The organism is Fervidicoccaceae archaeon, assembly GCA_038734945.1.
Taxonomy (GTDB): domain Archaea; phylum Thermoproteota; class Thermoprotei_A; order Sulfolobales; family Fervidicoccaceae; genus ARK-14.
Genome location: JAVYOA010000001.1, coordinates 73,569 through 89,598 on the forward strand (window position 1 = coordinate 73,569; position 16,030 = coordinate 89,598).

The following is a 16,030-nucleotide window of genomic DNA, read 5'->3' on the forward strand; positions in this document are numbered from 1 at the left end:
CTTTGGCTTGAGCACAGAAAGGAAGTTATTCCATGTGCTAATGTCACCAGGGGAAGCACTGGAGGCCCTCAGGAGAGAGGGTGTTCTCTCTCCACTGGGAACAGAAAAAGTAAACATAGAGGAATCTCTCCACAGAGTAATTGCCACAGATATTTATTCTCCTATTGACTATCCTCCCTTTGATAGAAGCGAAGTTGATGGATATGCTGTCAGCATAAGATCTGTAGAAGGTGCTGATGAGCTCCACCCAATCAGATTGAAGATCAAGGGATATCAGAAAATAGGAGAATCCCCTGTTGGAGAGGTTGGTCTTGGAGAAGCTATTGGAATTGATACTGGTGCAGTTATCCCAAGAGGGGCAACTGGAGTTGTCATGGAGGAACACACAGTTAAAGTTGGAAACAGCACAATAGAAGTAAGGAAGTCTGTATCCCCTGGAGAGAACATAGCTTTTGCTGGCTCCGACATAGCTAGAGGAGAGCTCATAGTGCCGAGGGGAACAATGCTTACTCCAGAGAAGATAGCCGTTTTGAGCTCTCTAGGAATAAAGGAAATCGAGGTTTACAAGATACCGAAAATCTCGGTTCTGTCAACAGGGAACGAAATAGTAAGCCCAGGCGATAATCTTCCTGTAGGGAAAATATATGAATCAAACGGTAGGATGATATTATCTTTTCTAGCATCCCTAGGCATAGGAGCTAATTTTGCAGGAGTTGTGGAGGACAGCTATGAGAGAATGAAGGAGAGGTTGGAGGAACTGATCAGGAAAAGTGATATAGTGATAACAAGCGGCGGGACCTCGGCTGGAGAGGAGGACGTTGTATATAGGGTATTTCAAGATATTGGAAAAATCGTAGTGCATGGCCTCAGAATGAAGCCGGGCAAACCCACGGTAATAGCAGTAAGTGGAAGAAAGCTGATGATAGGGCTTCCTGGCTTTCCTCTTTCGGCTTTGACAAATCTGATTTTGCTGGTTAAGCCCATCCTAATGGAAATAATGGGCTCCTCATCAAGGCAAGCTCCCCTGACGGCAGCCTTTACCGGAAGACTGAGAAAAGGACTCGGGAGAACCTGGATTGTTCCAGTTATGCTCAACAACTTGGAAGGGATCATCCATGCAGTTCCCATCCCCTCTCAGTCTGGAAGCGTCTCGAGCCTCATGAGAACTGATGCAATAGCTATCCTCCCTGAAGAAAGTGAAATCATAGAGGATGGAGAACTTGTCAAGGTAATTCCAATAAGGCAGGAATTTCCTCCATGGAGAGAAGCGCTCCTAGTAGGGAGCCATGACCTCCTCCTCCAGGATTATCTGAGAGCTTTGAGTTTGAATGAAAGAATAGGGGCAGCTTTCACTGGCTCGTTCAGGGGACTGAACCTGCTGAAAAGGGGAGTCATAGATATTGCACCCATCCACCTCCTGGATGAAAAAAGCAACACGTACAATGCTCCGTTCATAAAAAGCGATGATTTGCTTTCCAAAATGGCTTTCTTGATAAGAGGTTACAAAAGGAGGTTGGTGCTTGCCTTCAGAGGCGAGAACGAGGTGGAGAGTCTAGAGGACGCGATGGAGAAAGGCCTGAGATTTGTGAACAGGAACATAGGTTCCGGTACGAGGACCTTCATAGATCTTACTTTGAAGCAAATTGCTGCAAAGAGAAATGCGACCCTGGAGGAGGTGAAGAAGAAGCTAAAGGGATATGAGCATGAGGCACCGAATCACAACGCGGTTGCTGCTGCCATATCCCAAGGGAGGGCTGATGTAGGCATATGCATAGAGCATGCAGCTGCACTCTATGGACTGAACTACAGAGCTGTAGCTGAGGAGCAATACGATTTTGCCATACTCAGAAAGAGCCTGAACAAAGAAGCAGTTTCTAGATTCGTGGATGGCTTGAAAGATGGGTCTATTGGTAAAATAGCTGAAAAATACATTGGGTATATTGTAGATGGTAGTGCTGGAACTGTGGTGTGTTGTTAGGCATCTAAGTTCATCATTTTTTATGAGGCCCCTCGAACCTTTCTACTTCTTCCAGTAAATGATCAAGGATCCTCTTCAGAATATCGAGACCTGTTTCCACTGCATTGCTTGAACCAGGCAGAACTACAGCAATCTTGCCGTCAGGCAGTATGAAGAGCTCGCTTCTGGAGATCAAAGCACTATATCCCGCTGATTCCAGGGATCTCATTCTGAAAAACTCTCCGAAGCCAGGAAGCTTCCTCCATGCTAAGCTCTCCAGCACATCTACTGTTATATCTCTTGGGCTCGGACCTGTCCCTCCTATATATATGAGAACTTTATCCCTTGCTTCTCTCGTTGCTCTCAGAATTTCCCTGAAGCTATTGCTTATGTACTTGATGGTGCTCACTGTATAGCCTGATGATTCCAGAATGTTCTTTGCCAGCAGGCCGCTCTCATCCTTCGCCTCTCCCGAAGCTACTCTATCACTCACCACGATTATCTCTATCATCTCCGAGCAGCCTCCTAACCCTTTTTTCCCCAATTATCCAGTACTCTCCATCATCCCTTTTTTCAAGCTTGAATATTGGGACCTCTCTCTTTATCCTCTCAACTGTTTCCTCGAGAGCTGGAAAGAGTTCCTTCCTGCTTCTCCCGGCAACAGCTACAAAGAGTGTGGGCTCTCCTGGATTTAGAATTCCTATCCTATGAATAAGCACTATGCTTCTCAAGTTCCATTTTTCTTTCTGCTCTTCAGCAATTTTCCTCAGAGCATCCTCAGCTGCTGCTCTAATGCAATCATATTCGAGCTGATTCACTTTTCCTCCATCTTCCACTTCTCCCTTAACAACACCCAGGAAAACAGCTATTCCTCCAATGTCGGGGAAATCCCGTGTGCTCCTCATTTCTTTCAATATTGCTTCGACGTTCATATCCTCTTCTTTCTCTGCTATCTTTGCTATTATCATTCGATCACCCTCCAGAGAAATTCGGGGCAATTTCCAAAAGATCCCCCTCTTTCAGCCTGCGGTCCATTGAGGAGGGTGAGCCGTTAACAAAAGCAGCGAGTCCATAGATAGATGGGGCATCCTTAGGGAGGAGGAGTGAAATAAGCTCCCCTACAGTTACCCCTTCGTTGACATCGACCTCTTTCTTCTTCCCTATTATCTCTGAGTAAATTGATATACCACTTATGATGACTTTCATGCTTTCTCCTTCACCTTTCTAACAACTTTTATCTCCTCTATAGCTGTGGTGGGATATTGACCTTCCTCGTCCTTTTCATATTTCTTAACCATATCCCAGATATTGAGGAGGGCTGCTGAGACCCCAGCGAGAGCTTCCATTTCAACGCCAGTTTTGGCCTGTGCCCTAACCGTGACATGGACCCTGATTCCGTCTTCCTCGAAGTTGAACTTCACATCCACTCCTGTTATTGGGATGTTATGAGTTAGAGGAAGAAGTTCCGGAGTTTTCTTGACTGCTAGAACGGCTGCAAGTGTAGAGGCAGAGAGAACATCTCCTTTCTCTACTTTTCCCTCCTTTATGAGCTGAATTGTTTCCCTTTTCAGTTTGATCTTTCCAGAGGCTACTGCTTCCCTTTGTACTTCGCTCTTTCCACTTATATCAACCATCTTGATTCCCATTTTTACCACCTTTTGTGAAGTAGGGCTTTCTGAGCTCCACCGCCCTGTGAATAGCTTCTATAACTCCACGAGAATCTCTTTCCTTAATAGGCCTCAAAAAATCTATGTATGGTTCCTCAACAAAGAGGCAGGTCTTTATTCTCCCTTCAGGAGTTATTCTGAGCCTGGTGCACCCTTCACAGAGATTCGGGTTCCCATACCCTCTTATGAGAGTTACCTCTGTCCCGTTCGGAAGAACGTAGCTTGGACGATTCTGAAATTTCTTCAGCTTCGAAGTTCCTCCAAGCTCAACAAGAATTCTCTCCAGGCCGTCAAATTTCTCGTGCTCTCTATTATAGACGGGAAGGGGGGTTCCAAGTGGTATTAATTCTATTATGTTCATATCGGCTCCAATGCCAGCAGCAAAGTTAATCAGTTGAGGCAGCTCCTCTCTGTTTGATCTCATGAGTATGAAGTTCAGTTTCACCTTAATTCCGTAATCAATAGCCAACCTGATTCCACGCAGGACTATGTCAAGGCTCCTCGATCCTCCTGTCAAATAAGCATATGTCTCCTTTCTTAGAGAGTGAACACTAACATTTATTCTCTTGAGCCCTCCGTCTGCCAGATCCTTTGCTTTCACGCTGAGGAGGGATCCATTCGAGGTCATCGTAACGTCTCCGCCTTCACTGCTTATCTCTTTAACTATTTCTGCTATGTCATCCCGTATGAGGGGCTCTCCCCCTGTTATTTTGTAGCTTTTAATGCCCAAACCAATTGAGACCTTTGTGAGAAAGCCATAGTCCTGAGGAGTCAAGAGCTCGTTTCTTCCTGCTCCTGTTATGCCTTCCCTGTGGCAGAAGATACATGCATAATTGCACCTTGTTGTAACGACCAGCCTGTAACTATCAACACATCGGCCAAATCTATCTCTGAGATAGCATTCCAAGTGCAAGGATCACCATGTACTGATTTGAATTGAACTTTATCTTCCTCCTTTCTCTCTAAAAATTGTTTCTCATATAAGAAAAACTTTCTGTATAAATTGAATATGTACAGGTTATGACGATAGAGCTGTTTGGAAGTGCAGTTTTATCGCAGTTATCCTCCACCAACAGGAGGAAATATGCTCACAGTATCATCTTCCTCTATTTCTGTGTTCAGCCCTTGCTTCTCGGTTATGTTGCTGCCATTGACTAAAATGAGGAAGCCTCTCTCCAGCTCCTTTTTGAAGCCGGGATATTTGGAATCAAGGGCATCTATTAGTTCCCTCACTGTTCTTGGACCATTGATCTCGATGGTCCTAGATCCCACAATGTCTATGAGCGTCGCAAAAACCTTCACGTGAACCATGAGTTCTCCCTTTGAATTTTGGGAATTGTTCTCTATTAAGATAATTGCTATTTCTCCATTATATTTTTCTTCTCTATATCATGGAAAACCACACCCTTTAAGAAGTCAGATAGAGAAAGATATACCAAACAATAAAAGTGGAGTTCGTGCTGAAAATGGGCTTTAGGCAATTCCTGCATGCAGTGGAATCTGCCTTCAGATCGGAAGGGTGTTTCACGGGCATCAAAGATAATGCCCTCCTCATTAAGTGCAGGTTTGAAGAAGGAGAAGCTGTCATGGTGCTGGAGCGGGATGTAGAGGGCTATCTCAGATTCTCTCTTCTCACAGACTATTCAGCTGAAGAGATTGAGGGGTCTGTCCTGGAGCACAATTTTGCATTGTATGGGATAAAGGTTATGAAGGATAGTGAGGGATTTCTAGCTCTGGCAGTCGAACTGCCTGAGGAGTGCGCTTTGTCCCTGGGGCCCAAGCACTTTGTAAAGGAAGCGCATAGAATGATAAAAGCTCTTAAAGCCTTCTTAACGAGATAGGAAAGGTTATTTTCTCTCTACTTTAAAGCAAAAGGAAAAGTGATCCAGCATGGAGACAGGAAGTGCAGCTGATAGAGTCTTCGAGGTTGGAAAGAGGAGGGGGTTCTTTTGGCAGTCCTATGAAATATATGGCGGTCTCAGTGGAATGTATGACCTAGGACCATATGGCATCATGCTGAAGGAGAACATAATCAATGAGTGGAAGTACCACTTCATAAGAAGGCACCAGGAGATAATGGCTGAATTAGAGACTCCGATAATCGGACCAGAAATCGTATATGCAGCCTCAGGACATCTAGAGAGCTTCACAGACCCAATAGTTACCTGTCTAAGCTGTGGGAGGAAGTTCAGGGCAGATCAGTTAATAGAGGAAGCTGCTGGAGTTAAGGTGGAAGGCAAGCCAAATGAGGAGCTAACTGCAATTATAAAGGAAAGAGGAATAAAATGTCCAGTTTGTGGTGGAGAGCTAAGCGAGGTGAAGGCCTTCAATCTCCTCTTCAAGACCCAAGTGGGACCCTATGAGGGGAGCATTGGATATGTGAGGCCTGAGCTTGCCCAGGGAATGTTTCTCAACTTTAAGCGTGTGTACAATGTAATGAGGGAGAAGCTACCGATTGGGATAGCACAGGTAGGCAGAGTGGGGAGGAATGAGATATCTCCAAGGCAGGGCATGCTTAGGCTCAGAGAGTTCACTATAATGGAGCTCGAGTTCTTCTTCGATCCCGATAATCCTGGCCATGAGGGATATATTGAGCCGCTGCTCGGAAGAAGTCTGAGGATTCTCACCGCTAACGATAGGATTTCTGGAAGAGAGGAGCCTAGAACAATGACTCTCAGGGAAGCACTGGAAAGCGGAACAATAAAGACTCCCTGGCTCGGCTACTGGATGGTTGTCTCTCTGGACTTTCTGAAGGCTCTAGGAATTCCAGAGGAGAACATATATTTCGAGGAGAAGCTTCCAGAGGAGAGAGCCCACTATTCAAGGCAAACATTCGATCAGCTTGTAAAGACAGAGAGATGGGGGTGGATTGAGGTCTCTGGACATGCATATAGGGGGGATTATGATTTATCGAGACATTCTATTTACAGCAAGCAGGACCTCTCTGTTTTCAGGCAGTTCAAATCTCCTGCAATAAAAAGGAAGAAAGTTGTAAAGGTGAATAGAGCTATACTAGGAAGACTATTCAGAGAGAGAGCCGTTGAAATAGAGAGAGCAATTCTCTCCATGGATCCTTCTGCTATCGAGAAGCTTCTGGAGGAGAGAGGTTGGATTGAAATAAATGGAGAGAGGATCAGTGCAGAAGCTATATCCATTGAGGAAATAGAGGAAAAAGAGGCTGGCAGGAGGATCATTCCCCATGTCGTTGAGCCATCCTTCGGTGTGGAAAGGTTGCTATATGTCGTAATGGAGTATGGGCTGAAAGAGAAGGAGGATAGGATCATTCTCTCCATACCTGCAAGGCTCTCTCCCATCAAAGTAGCGGTCTTCCCCCTCGTTAATGACGAAGCGCTGGAGAAAATTGCCATGGATTTATATGAGAGGATCAAGCAAACAGGCATAACAGCAGTGTACGATAATTCTGGGAGCATTGGAAGAAGATATGCAAGAGCTGATGAAATTGGAGTTCCCTTTGCCATAACCGTGGACTTTCAGAGCACACAAGATGGTACTGTAACAGTTAGAGATAGAGATAGCTGGAAGCAGGAGAGAATCAAGATATCGGAGGTCATAGATCTTATTAGAAAGAAGATTTCCTTTTGAGTTCAAAGGCTAGGTTAACTATATATTCTTTCACTTTTTCTAATATTTCATGAAGCTGACAGTTGATATGAGGTAAGTAGCATGGCTGAGGAGGAAAAGCTACCAGAGAAGAAGGACCTGAAGTCTCTCCTTGCCGTTATACCGCCTGCCAGTTCGCAGGAAAAGCCCAAAACTGTGAGGGAGAAAAGAATAAGGGTAAGATACAGCTCTGCCAAGGCAGGACAGATCCTCATAAATTCATCGTTGGCAAAGGAGCTTGGAATAGGAGAGAAAGCAGAAATTGTGATAGCAGGAAAAAAGAAATTTGTTTTCTCAGTAGTTATTGATGACTCGGTTCCCCCGAACATTGTATATGCAAATACGGAATTCATGAAGGAAAACGGTGTTGCGGACAATAGCATAGCCACTCTCAGGTCCGCATGATTGAGAACAGAGCGTGGTGGTTTTGAGATCTAGACCAAGGGACTTTCAAACCATAATGACAGAGAGGGAGAAGGTCTACAGGAAGCTTGAAGAAATGCTTGAGTCCAGACTGGGGGATGAAGAGGAAAGGAAGGTTATTGCGCTCTTGGAGAGGAGCAGAAGAATCAGGGCGGAAATGATTCTATTCATAGAGCAGTACTCCTCACAGGCAAACAACGAGGAGGAAATGGAGTATGTGAGAACAATCATGGACTTTCTCAGATTAGTTGACTCGGAAAGGGAATCTGAGCTCATAGAGAGAGTCATCGATCTCTCTCTAAAAAGCGACGGTATCTTGAAAGAGAAAAGGGATTGGCTAATGGAACAGCTTGAGGAGAGCAGGAAGCTAGGAAGGTTGTACGCCGTTCAGTGAAGGACTGAGATTTTTATGAAAAGAAAGCTTATAAGGATTCGAAATGAGATTCTCTATAAGCTCAATGATAGAAATTAATATGGGACCCACCGAAATTTGGCAAAAAAATCGAAAGGTGTTCACTCATAATGCCTGAAGGCATAATAAACCCGAATGATGAGGCTGTCCAGAGCAGTATAGCGGAAATGAATTTGTTTGAGCAGCTCCAGAAAATCCTCAGTGTTGTTGATGCAGAGGGAAAAAGGTTAGAAGAGATATTGAGCATGATGAATGAGGGCAAGCTTGAGCTAGCCAAGAAGGGATATGAGTATGTGAAACAGCTCAAGGATGAGGCTCAAAGAATAAGAGAGAGCACCATGGAGTATGTGGTGAGGGCCTCGCCTGCTCTGCTGACAAAGGAGCTCTACATGTTCTCACTATCTCATCTTGACAGGCTAATTCAGATAATGGATTCTATAGCATACAGAGTTACAATTATAGCTCAATCTGGAGTGGGGTTGGATGGAGATGTGAGAGAGAAGCTAATGCTGATCTCGAGCAAGTCGTTGGGAATGGTGGGGGATCTGTTTCAGGAAGCCAAGCTCCTTAGCACCAACATGAGGGGGATAATAGATATACACGAAAGCATAAATGCTAAGGAAGAAGAAGTGGATCAGATCTATAGAAGTCTTGTGCTGGAGATAATCAAGAAGTACTCCAGGGATCTATTCTCCCTCATGATTCTGAAAGAGATAATAGATCTTGTTGAGGATCTCGCTGATATAATAAGGGAAGCAAGTCATGACTTCAAATACCTCGCACTCCACAAGCTCTAATCCCAGAGCTTCAGGCATTCTACTGGGCCTAAGGGTAGTTCTATTCAGCGGTGAGAGCTCCTCCCACATATATGCCCAGGGATTTTACGGAAAGCCCTTCGGAATCAAAAAGCCAGAGCGAAAGCAATATAATGAGGCTATAGAGCTATCACTGGTTGAGGCCCTCTATCTCCTTGAGAGAGGAATGATAGAAGTATACACCTTTGATAATGTCAAGCTAAGTGCGGATGAACTGAGAGGGGAGGCTAGGAAGAGAATAGAAAACTTCGACTCTCTCTATAGAATATATGAGGATCTGAGGAAGAAGGGGTTCGTTGTGAGAAGCGGCCTCAAATTCGGCTCCGACTATGCGATTTACAGAGTTGGTCCAGGAATAGAGCATGCCCCATACCTCGTGCATGTATATAAAGGAGAGCAGGAAATAGATCCGATTGAAATTGTGAGAATGGGAAGATTGAGCCACAGTGTAAGAAAGAAATTCATGCTAGCTATAGATGATGAGAAAAGTGGAATAGAATATGTTCTTTTCAAGTGGTTCAAGCCCTGAAGGGGCGTGGATTCCTTGTTCCTTGCATTTAGTCCGGAAGGTGTTATGCATTGAGTAGGTTTGAAAGAGGAGGCAGGGAAGAGAGGTTTCCAAGAAAGTTTGAGGGAAGAGAAAGAGAGGAGAGGAGAGGAAGATATAGAGAGGAAGAGCAAACTCCCGCTCCAATAGATGGAAAGTGCAACAACTTGTGCCCCCTTTTCTGGTGCACTAAGAGAGCTTACCAGATAAGGAGGGATCCCAGAAGCGGAAAAAAGTATGTTTTCTGCAGCTGGATAGGAGATGAATGTATAGGGGCTTCATGTCAGTACGCAACATGCAAGTCCAACTATCTTCTCCCAGACGGAAGCTGCAGCTATGTGAAGCAGAAATCTCAACAGGTCTCAGAGGACAAGGAAATATATGAGGACCTGATGAAAGAGGATATGGACAGAAAGATGAAAGATATCATAAGCAAAAAGCTTGGAAAGAAGAGGCTAGATGACCTAATATGAGCTTGCCAGGAAACAAAGCTCTGGAGAGATATATAAGGCAGCTGAACTTGCTGGGAGCTGATGGTCAGAGGAAACTAGCTGAATCGACTGTCTTGGTTGCCGGATTGGGGGGACTTGGAAGCGCTGCTAGTCTGTACCTTGCATCATCGGGAGTTGGAAGGCTCTTATTGGTTGACAGAGATGTTCTTGAGATCTCTAATTTGAACAGACAGATTCTCTACTCTGAAGGCGACATTGGAAAACCAAAGGCGGAGCTAGCAGCAATCAGGCTCAAGCAGTTGAGGGGGGATGCAGAAATCGTCCCTTTTGTCATAGACATATTTGATGATGAGTTCGAGGGCCTTGTACAGAAAAGCGATGTAATAGTAGATGGCATGGATAATTGGAAGGGTAGGATGAGAATAAATGAGCTTGCAGTAAAGTACAGGAAGCCTTTTATTCATGCTGCGGTAGGAGAATGGTATGGGCAATTGCTAGTTGTTATTCCGGGAAGGGGGCCGTGCCTCCATTGTCTATTCAGAAATGCCGCCTCTCCGGAAAAGCCGCCTTCCATTTTCCCTCCTTCTCCGGGAGTAATGGGGGTTCTCGAAGCGGCCGAAGCCATAAAGATTTTAACAGGAAAAGGAGAAGCAAGCTACAACAAGATAATTCATGTGGATTTTCTCAGAATGGAGTTCAGAGAGATAAGGGTAGTAAGAGATCCAAAATGTCCTGTGTGCGGAAAGCTGGGGACTTGAAGCTTTTGGAAAACCATGAGATGGGAAAAATTGAAAGTTCATTATAGAGAATTTAGCTCTGACATTCTTTCCGCTCTAAAGAGTGTGGCTTTCAGAATCTGACCTCCTTCCCGCCCTAAAGGACAAGGCTTTTGGTTTGGTAATCATATTTTTAAATTAGTTTCACTATGATTTTTTAAAATACTGTTCTGTGGAGAGATGGGTGATGCCTGAAGAGCAGAAGATGAGTGTGGCTGAAGCGGTCAGATTTATTGTGTCCAAGAATCAGAGCATGATGGAGTGCCTCAGTGAGGGGCTCGTCAATTATACTTGGTTGGCTGAGAAAATAGCAGATGAAGTTGCCAAGGCTGCAGGAAGAAAGAGAGTAAACCTAGATGCCATTAAAGCAGCTCTGATAAGGTATGAAGAAGAGCTAAAGAAAGAAAAGGCGGCTCTGATGAAGTCTGTTGGAAGTGTTTTGGCTAGAAGCACATTGGAGCTTCAGAATGACATCTCGGTTCTCACTGTAAAGAAATATACAGTGGAGAGAAAGCTCAAGGAAATCCTGGAGGTTGCCTCAAAATCGAGATTCTTCAATTTCACTCAGGGGAAGAAATCATACACTCTCGTTATAAGCGAGGAAGACGTTGATAGTATAGAGAAAATCCTGGAAAAAGAAGATATCATGGATAAGGTGAATGGGCAGAGCGCACTTATAATGATAAGTCCATATGATATCATGTTTACTCCAGGAGTTGTAAATTTTCTAACCAGACTCATGTACCTGAACAGCATAAATATAACACAGATAATGAGCTGCTATACAGACACGATACTTATAATTAGTAAAGCAGATTCTGTCAGAGCACTCAAGCTTCTGCAGGATGTCATTGAGCAGCAGAGAGTAATAGAGAGGGGAATTAAAAGTGACAATGTATGAGAATGTGCCATAATGAGAGGAGGGGAAGTAACATTGTATAAGATTGTTCCAGTTGGAACAGAAGCATTACCGCGGTGAAGTAGTTCAAAAAAACTTGTGGTTTCCCGCTTATACCTTTTCCCAATGTATAACTGAGACAGGGCAGCTCTCTGCTGCCGATTTGACGCACTCCTCTAGGCTTTCATCAACGAGTCCGGTTGATGGATCGCTTGCATTCGTTCTCCATTTAGCCACAATCTGGCTCTTTCCATCATCCTGGTTCATTTCAAAAACGTCTGGACAAAGATTTACGCAGACCATATCTCCTATGCATCCATCTCTATCAATTGTTACCTTAATTTTTGCCATACGCATCACCTGGGTTTATCTTGAAACTTTTATGTCTTCCTATTAATATTTTTTCTTTCTTCTAACGTCTACTCTGGGTTTTCACACCAAGATAAAGAAGACCCAGCTCAGGATCCTCCAGTAGCTTTCTCCCTTCTCCTCTGTACGCGACTTTCCCGCTGCTCATAACGATTGCCTCATGAGATATTTCCAGTGCAAGCCTGGCATTCTGCTCAACGAGGATCACTGTCTTCCCTCTCTTTGCGTTAAGCTCCCTGATGATGTTTATTATTTGGTGGGCAACTTTGGGAGAGAGAGCAGCGGTCGGCTCATCGAACATCAGCACATCTGGAGTCCTCATGAGTGCCATTGCTGTTGCAAGCATCTGCCTTTCTCCCCCACTCAGTCTCCCTGCCTTCTGTTTCATGTATGCCCTGAGAATAGGAAATATTTCCAGTACTTCCTCCATCTTCGATTTAGCTTCTTCCTTGCTGAGAGTATATGAAGCCATTATAAGATTTTCCTGAACAGTGAGATTGTCGAAGACATTCTGTGTCTGCGGAAGATATGCTATCCCCAGTTTTGCTATCTCGTGGGGGGGCTTCGATGTTATGTCCTTTTCTTTCAGCAGTATTCTTCCAGACATCACCCTTGTTAGTCCAAAAATGGTCTTCAAGAGCGTGCTCTTTCCGCTTCCATTTGGTCCAACTATGCCCGTTATTTTCTTTTCTGGAAACTCTAGGTCTACATCAAAGAGAATGTGCATTTTCCCATATCCAGCATTTAGTTTCTCAGTTTTCAATATTATGCCTTCCAATTTCACTTAACCCCCGAGATAGGTCTCAATTACGATTGGATTGCTCACTACTTCCTCGGGCTTTCCTTCAGCCACGACTCTTCCCTTCGCCATTGCATATGCAATATCAACATATCCAAGCGCTATTTCCAATACATGCTCTATTATGAGGAAGGTCATTCCTCTTTCTCTAGCCAGCCTTCTGAGAAGCGAGAAGATCTCATGTGCTAAACTAGGGGCAACTCCCGCAGCTGGCTCATCCATGAGAACAGTCTCTGCTCCATTCATTAGTGCTCTTCCTATTTCCAGCAACTTGAGCTGCCCACCACTAAGCTTAGATGACTGTTGATCTGCCACTCTCTCGAGATTAATTACTCTTAAAATTTCTCTGGCTCTCTCCAGATCCTTTTCCTCGTCCTTAATCCAGGTAGATCTTCTCATAGCATTTAATGCTTTCTCCCCTCTGTTCTCTCTAGACGCGACCAACAGGTTTTCCAGAACGGTCAGACTGTAGAATGGCTGCGGTATCTGAAAAGTTCTCACCAATCCCAATTTGTTTATTTTGTGGGGAGGCATGTTTGTTATGTCCACCCCCTTATAGAAGACCTTTCCAGAGTCGCTCTTCAGAAATCCGCTGATCACGTTGAGCAGCGTCGTCTTGCCAGAACCGTTGGGGCCAATAATCATAGTCACAGTTCCCTTTTTCACAGAGAGGGAAACTCCGTCTAGGGCAACGAGACCGCCAAACGATTTCCTAATGTTAACTACTTTGAGAATTTCTTCTCCGTTCGCTATCGAAGTATGCTGAGATATTTGCTCCTCTCTCAAAATGAGCACCTGAAATTAGTAATTTGCAGTTTTTGTTGAGCTTTTAAAGTTTTACCCTATTAATTTTTTAGTTTACAAAAAGAACTAGTCTATTTCGCGCCACGAGAGTGAAATTTCTAAGGATTTTTATCCTCTCTTGCCTTTATCTCTCTGGTCTTTTTTCCCATAGAGCAAAAATTTCAGTTGCAGTGATGGGAGGACCAATTTTTATCTTGAGCTATCCATGAATTGTTGTAATTTCCTCATGATATTTTAAGGAGTTTTTTTGGATATTTGAGAACAACTGAGGCTGATCAGATAAGTGCAATGAGTATTAATATGACCCCCAGTGCAGAGAGAGAGGAGTTAGCAATGGGATCATCGTACCTAAGGGATGCCAGCCTGTAATATTTTCCAGATAGAGGCCAGAAGAGTGATACCCCCGCCTTAGTTAGCATGTCGAGGAGCAGATGGCTTAAGTATGCTATTAGTGATGAAGCGAAAAAGGCCGTCCAGGAAAGCGTTGTCAGACCCATGCTTATGAGATATCCCTCAGAGAAGTATGTGAGGGGGAGAGTCAATAGAAAAGCGGCAAATATATTGTGAAGCATTGCCCTATGCTTAAGGGAAAAATCCAGATCTGGAAGTGCCGAGAAAAGAAGTGCATATGCTATCATCAGTTGATCGAACTCTCTCAGCCTGGTCATGACAAATATGGAAATCCCAATTCCCACTAGGACATGCGTCATTCTCTTCAATCGGGTCCCTCAGAAGGATAGAGCATATCTTCAATTTCTTCCTTGGTCTGGTCTAAAGTTATATTGGCATTCTTCTGCCAGAGCTCTGCAATGTTGAGATCTCTTCCGGCTCTCTTACCCAGATGCTCGTCTATTTTCACTAGAGCTGGAAGCTTTGTGAATTCTCCCAGAAGTATGGCTTCACCAGTTCTCAGGCTAGGTAGCATGCTCAGAAGCTCATCGCTCAAGAGCTCGCTGGAGTTCTGAACATATTTTAGGTCGTTTGGTTCAACGATCTTTAGAATGATCTTGTTGTTGGTCTGGCTCAGCGAATTCTCATCTATGCTCTTTGGACGCTGGCTCACCAAGCTTATTCCAACCCCAAACTTCCTTCCCTCCCTAGCTATCTTGCTAACTATTTCCTTCGTTAATGTATCATAGTCCCTCGGCACAAGTATGTGAGCTTCCTCTATGAAAATATAAACAGGCACTGGATAGCCTGGCTCCCTGTTTCTGACATATGCCTTTCTCTCCTCAAGAATTCTTCTGAGAAGATAAGATGCAACAACGTCGCTCCCTACATCATCTACCTCTCCAAGATCAACAATGTTCAGATAGCCTTGCTTCACTATTTCTTTGATGGATTTTGGCCCATGAATTGAGATGATGTCCTTATATACATCCTTGAGATCCTCTAATTTTCCCTCCACACTCAACACAACATCTCTGTCCAGTTTTTTGGGAATATTGGAGAGTTTCGAGCACGGGTCCTTATCTCCACTTCTCTTCTCCTCCCTTTCTCTCGATTCTTCCATTGATTTGCTTCCTGATCTTCTTCCAGCGCCCTCGCTGAAGGACTCCAAGCACTCTAGAACATCCATCATATAATCTATGATGTCGAATTTGCTTAGCTCAGCTGGGTCGCTCTGAAGTAGTTCGCTCATGTGTTCCCTCGCTTTCTTATAGGCATACCTGAGGACGCTTTGCTGCTTCACAGCATCTTCTCTTATTCTAGCAAGCTTGTATAGTTCCCATATTGTCAGTGACGATGGATTTATTCTTGGCTTTATTATGTTGGTCCTCCTATCGGCTATTCTCGATTCTGTGTACTCACTATGCATATCAAAAAGGAGAATTGTTGCCCCCAGGCCTTCAACCATTCTCTCTGCCAATATGCTCACAGTATTCGATTTACCGGCTCCAGTTACTGCAAGAATTGCTGAGTGCCTAGAGACGAGGGAGTCAACATTGATGAAAACTGGAACATTTGGATGGTTTGCCAGAACGCCTATTCTAACATAGCCCTTCTTCTCACTCCTGCTGTAATGATAGAGAGCGCTGTCATCCTGAAGGTCCGAGGGAAGGAAGATCCTTTTAAGTATCTCATCATTAGCTTTGAACACTGGGCTTGAAGGAGCTGGTGGATTTCTCGGAGGCTCAAATCTCCTTCCCCGGAGCAGTGGTTGTATCTTGGTAAGTATTCTTATAACCCCTCTGGTATAGTTCCTTCCATCGACAATGTTCCTCCAGTTCTCGAATGATACAATGTTTGTTAGGTTCTCAGGAATAAATGGATTCCCAGCAATTGAATCCTCCACCATTCCAAGAAGATGCCCTTCCTGATGCTTTATTAGAACATATTCTCCTATATTTGGGGGAGTTCTGGATAGGACGAGCACCTTGAATGGGGTGCTCTCCCCTATTATGTATCCTATCTCCTCCAATTCCTCCTCATTTATCTCCTCTTCTTCATTTCCTTCATTTTCTATGGGTTCCATGTTCATTTGAATTT

General features: G+C 44.2%; 21 protein-coding genes. 10 read left to right on the forward strand and 11 right to left on the reverse strand.

From position 1 onward, the window contains the following. Window positions 1–7: 7 nt before the first annotated feature. The gene (locus tag QXR92_00385) at window positions 8–1,978 is read left to right on the forward strand and encodes a molybdopterin biosynthesis protein (protein ID MEM0318468.1); all 1,971 of its coding nucleotides are present in this window, start codon (window positions 8–10) and stop codon (window positions 1,976–1,978) included. 13 nt (window positions 1,979–1,991) lie between these two features. On the opposite strand, the gene QXR92_00390 is transcribed toward QXR92_00385, so the two are convergent. The 6 genes from QXR92_00390 to QXR92_00415 form a co-directional block, all read right to left on the reverse strand. Then, on the reverse strand, window positions 1,992–2,468 hold the full coding sequence (locus QXR92_00390) for a molybdopterin-binding protein (GenBank protein MEM0318469.1): 477 nt from the start codon (window positions 2,466–2,468) through the stop codon (window positions 1,992–1,994). After that, entirely contained in the window at window positions 2,443–2,925 is a 483-nt protein-coding gene (locus tag QXR92_00395) for a molybdenum cofactor biosynthesis protein MoaE (GenBank protein MEM0318470.1), read from the reverse strand. Before QXR92_00395 ends, QXR92_00390 begins: the two co-directional genes overlap by 26 nt. Before the next feature lie 4 nt (window positions 2,926–2,929). Then, on the reverse strand, window positions 2,930–3,163 hold the full coding sequence (locus QXR92_00400; GenBank protein ID MEM0318471.1) for a MoaD/ThiS family protein: 234 nt from the start codon (window positions 3,161–3,163) through the stop codon (window positions 2,930–2,932). After that, complete coding sequence (gene moaC, locus QXR92_00405) at window positions 3,160–3,603, reverse strand: cyclic pyranopterin monophosphate synthase MoaC (protein ID MEM0318472.1); 444 nt, start codon at window positions 3,601–3,603, stop codon at window positions 3,160–3,162. Before moaC ends, QXR92_00400 begins: the two co-directional genes overlap by 4 nt. Continuing rightward, window positions 3,584–4,531 (reverse strand): GTP 3',8-cyclase MoaA, encoded by a 948-nt coding sequence (gene moaA, locus QXR92_00410; GenBank protein ID MEM0318473.1) that lies wholly within the window; start codon window positions 4,529–4,531, stop codon window positions 3,584–3,586. Before moaA ends, moaC begins: the two co-directional genes overlap by 20 nt. Before the next feature lie 152 nt (window positions 4,532–4,683). Continuing rightward, window positions 4,684–4,935 carry a ubiquitin-like small modifier protein 1 gene (locus QXR92_00415; GenBank protein ID MEM0318474.1) on the reverse strand — a complete coding sequence of 84 codons (252 nt, stop codon included), beginning with the start codon at window positions 4,933–4,935 and terminating at the stop codon, window positions 4,684–4,686. A 155-nt stretch (window positions 4,936–5,090) separates the two neighbouring features. On the opposite strand from QXR92_00415, the gene QXR92_00420 reads away from it, so the two are divergent. The 9 genes from QXR92_00420 to QXR92_00460 all read left to right on the forward strand — a co-directional run bounded on the left by QXR92_00420 (window position 5,091) and on the right by QXR92_00460 (window position 11,571). Next, window positions 5,091–5,465 (forward strand): hypothetical protein, encoded by a 375-nt coding sequence (locus tag QXR92_00420; protein ID MEM0318475.1) that lies wholly within the window; start codon window positions 5,091–5,093, stop codon window positions 5,463–5,465. A gap of 49 nt (window positions 5,466–5,514) precedes the next feature. After that, window positions 5,515–7,227: a glycine--tRNA ligase gene (gene glyS, locus QXR92_00425; GenBank protein MEM0318476.1), complete on the forward strand. Its 1,713-nt coding sequence runs from the start codon at window positions 5,515–5,517 to the stop codon at window positions 7,225–7,227. Between the two features lie 81 nt (window positions 7,228–7,308). Beyond that, the gene (locus QXR92_00430) at window positions 7,309–7,650 is read left to right on the forward strand and encodes a hypothetical protein (GenBank protein MEM0318477.1); all 342 of its coding nucleotides are present in this window, start codon (window positions 7,309–7,311) and stop codon (window positions 7,648–7,650) included. A gap of 22 nt (window positions 7,651–7,672) precedes the next feature. Next, a complete protein-coding gene (locus QXR92_00435; protein ID MEM0318478.1) occupies window positions 7,673–8,062 on the forward strand; it encodes a hypothetical protein in 390 nt (129 codons plus the stop codon). Window positions 8,063–8,190: 128 nt separating this feature from the next. Next, window positions 8,191–8,877 carry a DUF47 family protein gene (locus QXR92_00440; GenBank protein MEM0318479.1) on the forward strand — a complete coding sequence of 229 codons (687 nt, stop codon included), beginning with the start codon at window positions 8,191–8,193 and terminating at the stop codon, window positions 8,875–8,877. After that, window positions 8,843–9,424 carry a tRNA-intron lyase gene (gene endA, locus QXR92_00445; protein ID MEM0318480.1) on the forward strand — a complete coding sequence of 194 codons (582 nt, stop codon included), beginning with the start codon at window positions 8,843–8,845 and terminating at the stop codon, window positions 9,422–9,424. Before QXR92_00440 ends, endA begins: the two co-directional genes overlap by 35 nt. 50 nt (window positions 9,425–9,474) lie before the next feature. Then, window positions 9,475–9,915: a hypothetical protein gene (locus QXR92_00450; protein ID MEM0318481.1), complete on the forward strand. Its 441-nt coding sequence runs from the start codon at window positions 9,475–9,477 to the stop codon at window positions 9,913–9,915. Next, window positions 9,912–10,652, forward strand: a complete 741-nt coding sequence (locus QXR92_00455; protein MEM0318482.1) for a HesA/MoeB/ThiF family protein — start codon at window positions 9,912–9,914, stop codon at window positions 10,650–10,652. Before QXR92_00450 ends, QXR92_00455 begins: the two co-directional genes overlap by 4 nt. 205 nt (window positions 10,653–10,857) lie before the next feature. Next, the gene (locus QXR92_00460; GenBank protein MEM0318483.1) at window positions 10,858–11,571 is read left to right on the forward strand and encodes a hypothetical protein; all 714 of its coding nucleotides are present in this window, start codon (window positions 10,858–10,860) and stop codon (window positions 11,569–11,571) included. 108 nt (window positions 11,572–11,679) lie between these two features. Here QXR92_00460 and QXR92_00465 read toward each other — a convergent pair whose 3' ends face one another. The 5 genes from QXR92_00465 to QXR92_00485 all read right to left on the reverse strand — a co-directional run bounded on the left by QXR92_00465 (window position 11,680) and on the right by QXR92_00485 (window position 16,022). Further along, entirely contained in the window at window positions 11,680–11,919 is a 240-nt protein-coding gene (locus QXR92_00465) for a ferredoxin (GenBank protein ID MEM0318484.1), read from the reverse strand. A gap of 61 nt (window positions 11,920–11,980) precedes the next feature. Continuing rightward, on the reverse strand, window positions 11,981–12,721 hold the full coding sequence (locus tag QXR92_00470) for an ABC transporter ATP-binding protein (GenBank protein MEM0318485.1): 741 nt from the start codon (window positions 12,719–12,721) through the stop codon (window positions 11,981–11,983). Then, window positions 12,722–13,522 (reverse strand): ABC transporter ATP-binding protein, encoded by an 801-nt coding sequence (locus QXR92_00475; protein MEM0318486.1) that lies wholly within the window; start codon window positions 13,520–13,522, stop codon window positions 12,722–12,724. It lies immediately after the preceding gene. A gap of 293 nt (window positions 13,523–13,815) precedes the next feature. Then, the gene (locus tag QXR92_00480) at window positions 13,816–14,250 is read right to left on the reverse strand and encodes a metal-dependent hydrolase (GenBank protein MEM0318487.1); all 435 of its coding nucleotides are present in this window, start codon (window positions 14,248–14,250) and stop codon (window positions 13,816–13,818) included. A 5-nt stretch (window positions 14,251–14,255) separates the two neighbouring features. Continuing rightward, entirely contained in the window at window positions 14,256–16,022 is a 1,767-nt protein-coding gene (locus QXR92_00485; protein ID MEM0318488.1) for an ATP-binding protein, read from the reverse strand. Between the last annotated feature and the right edge of the window lie 8 nt (window positions 16,023–16,030).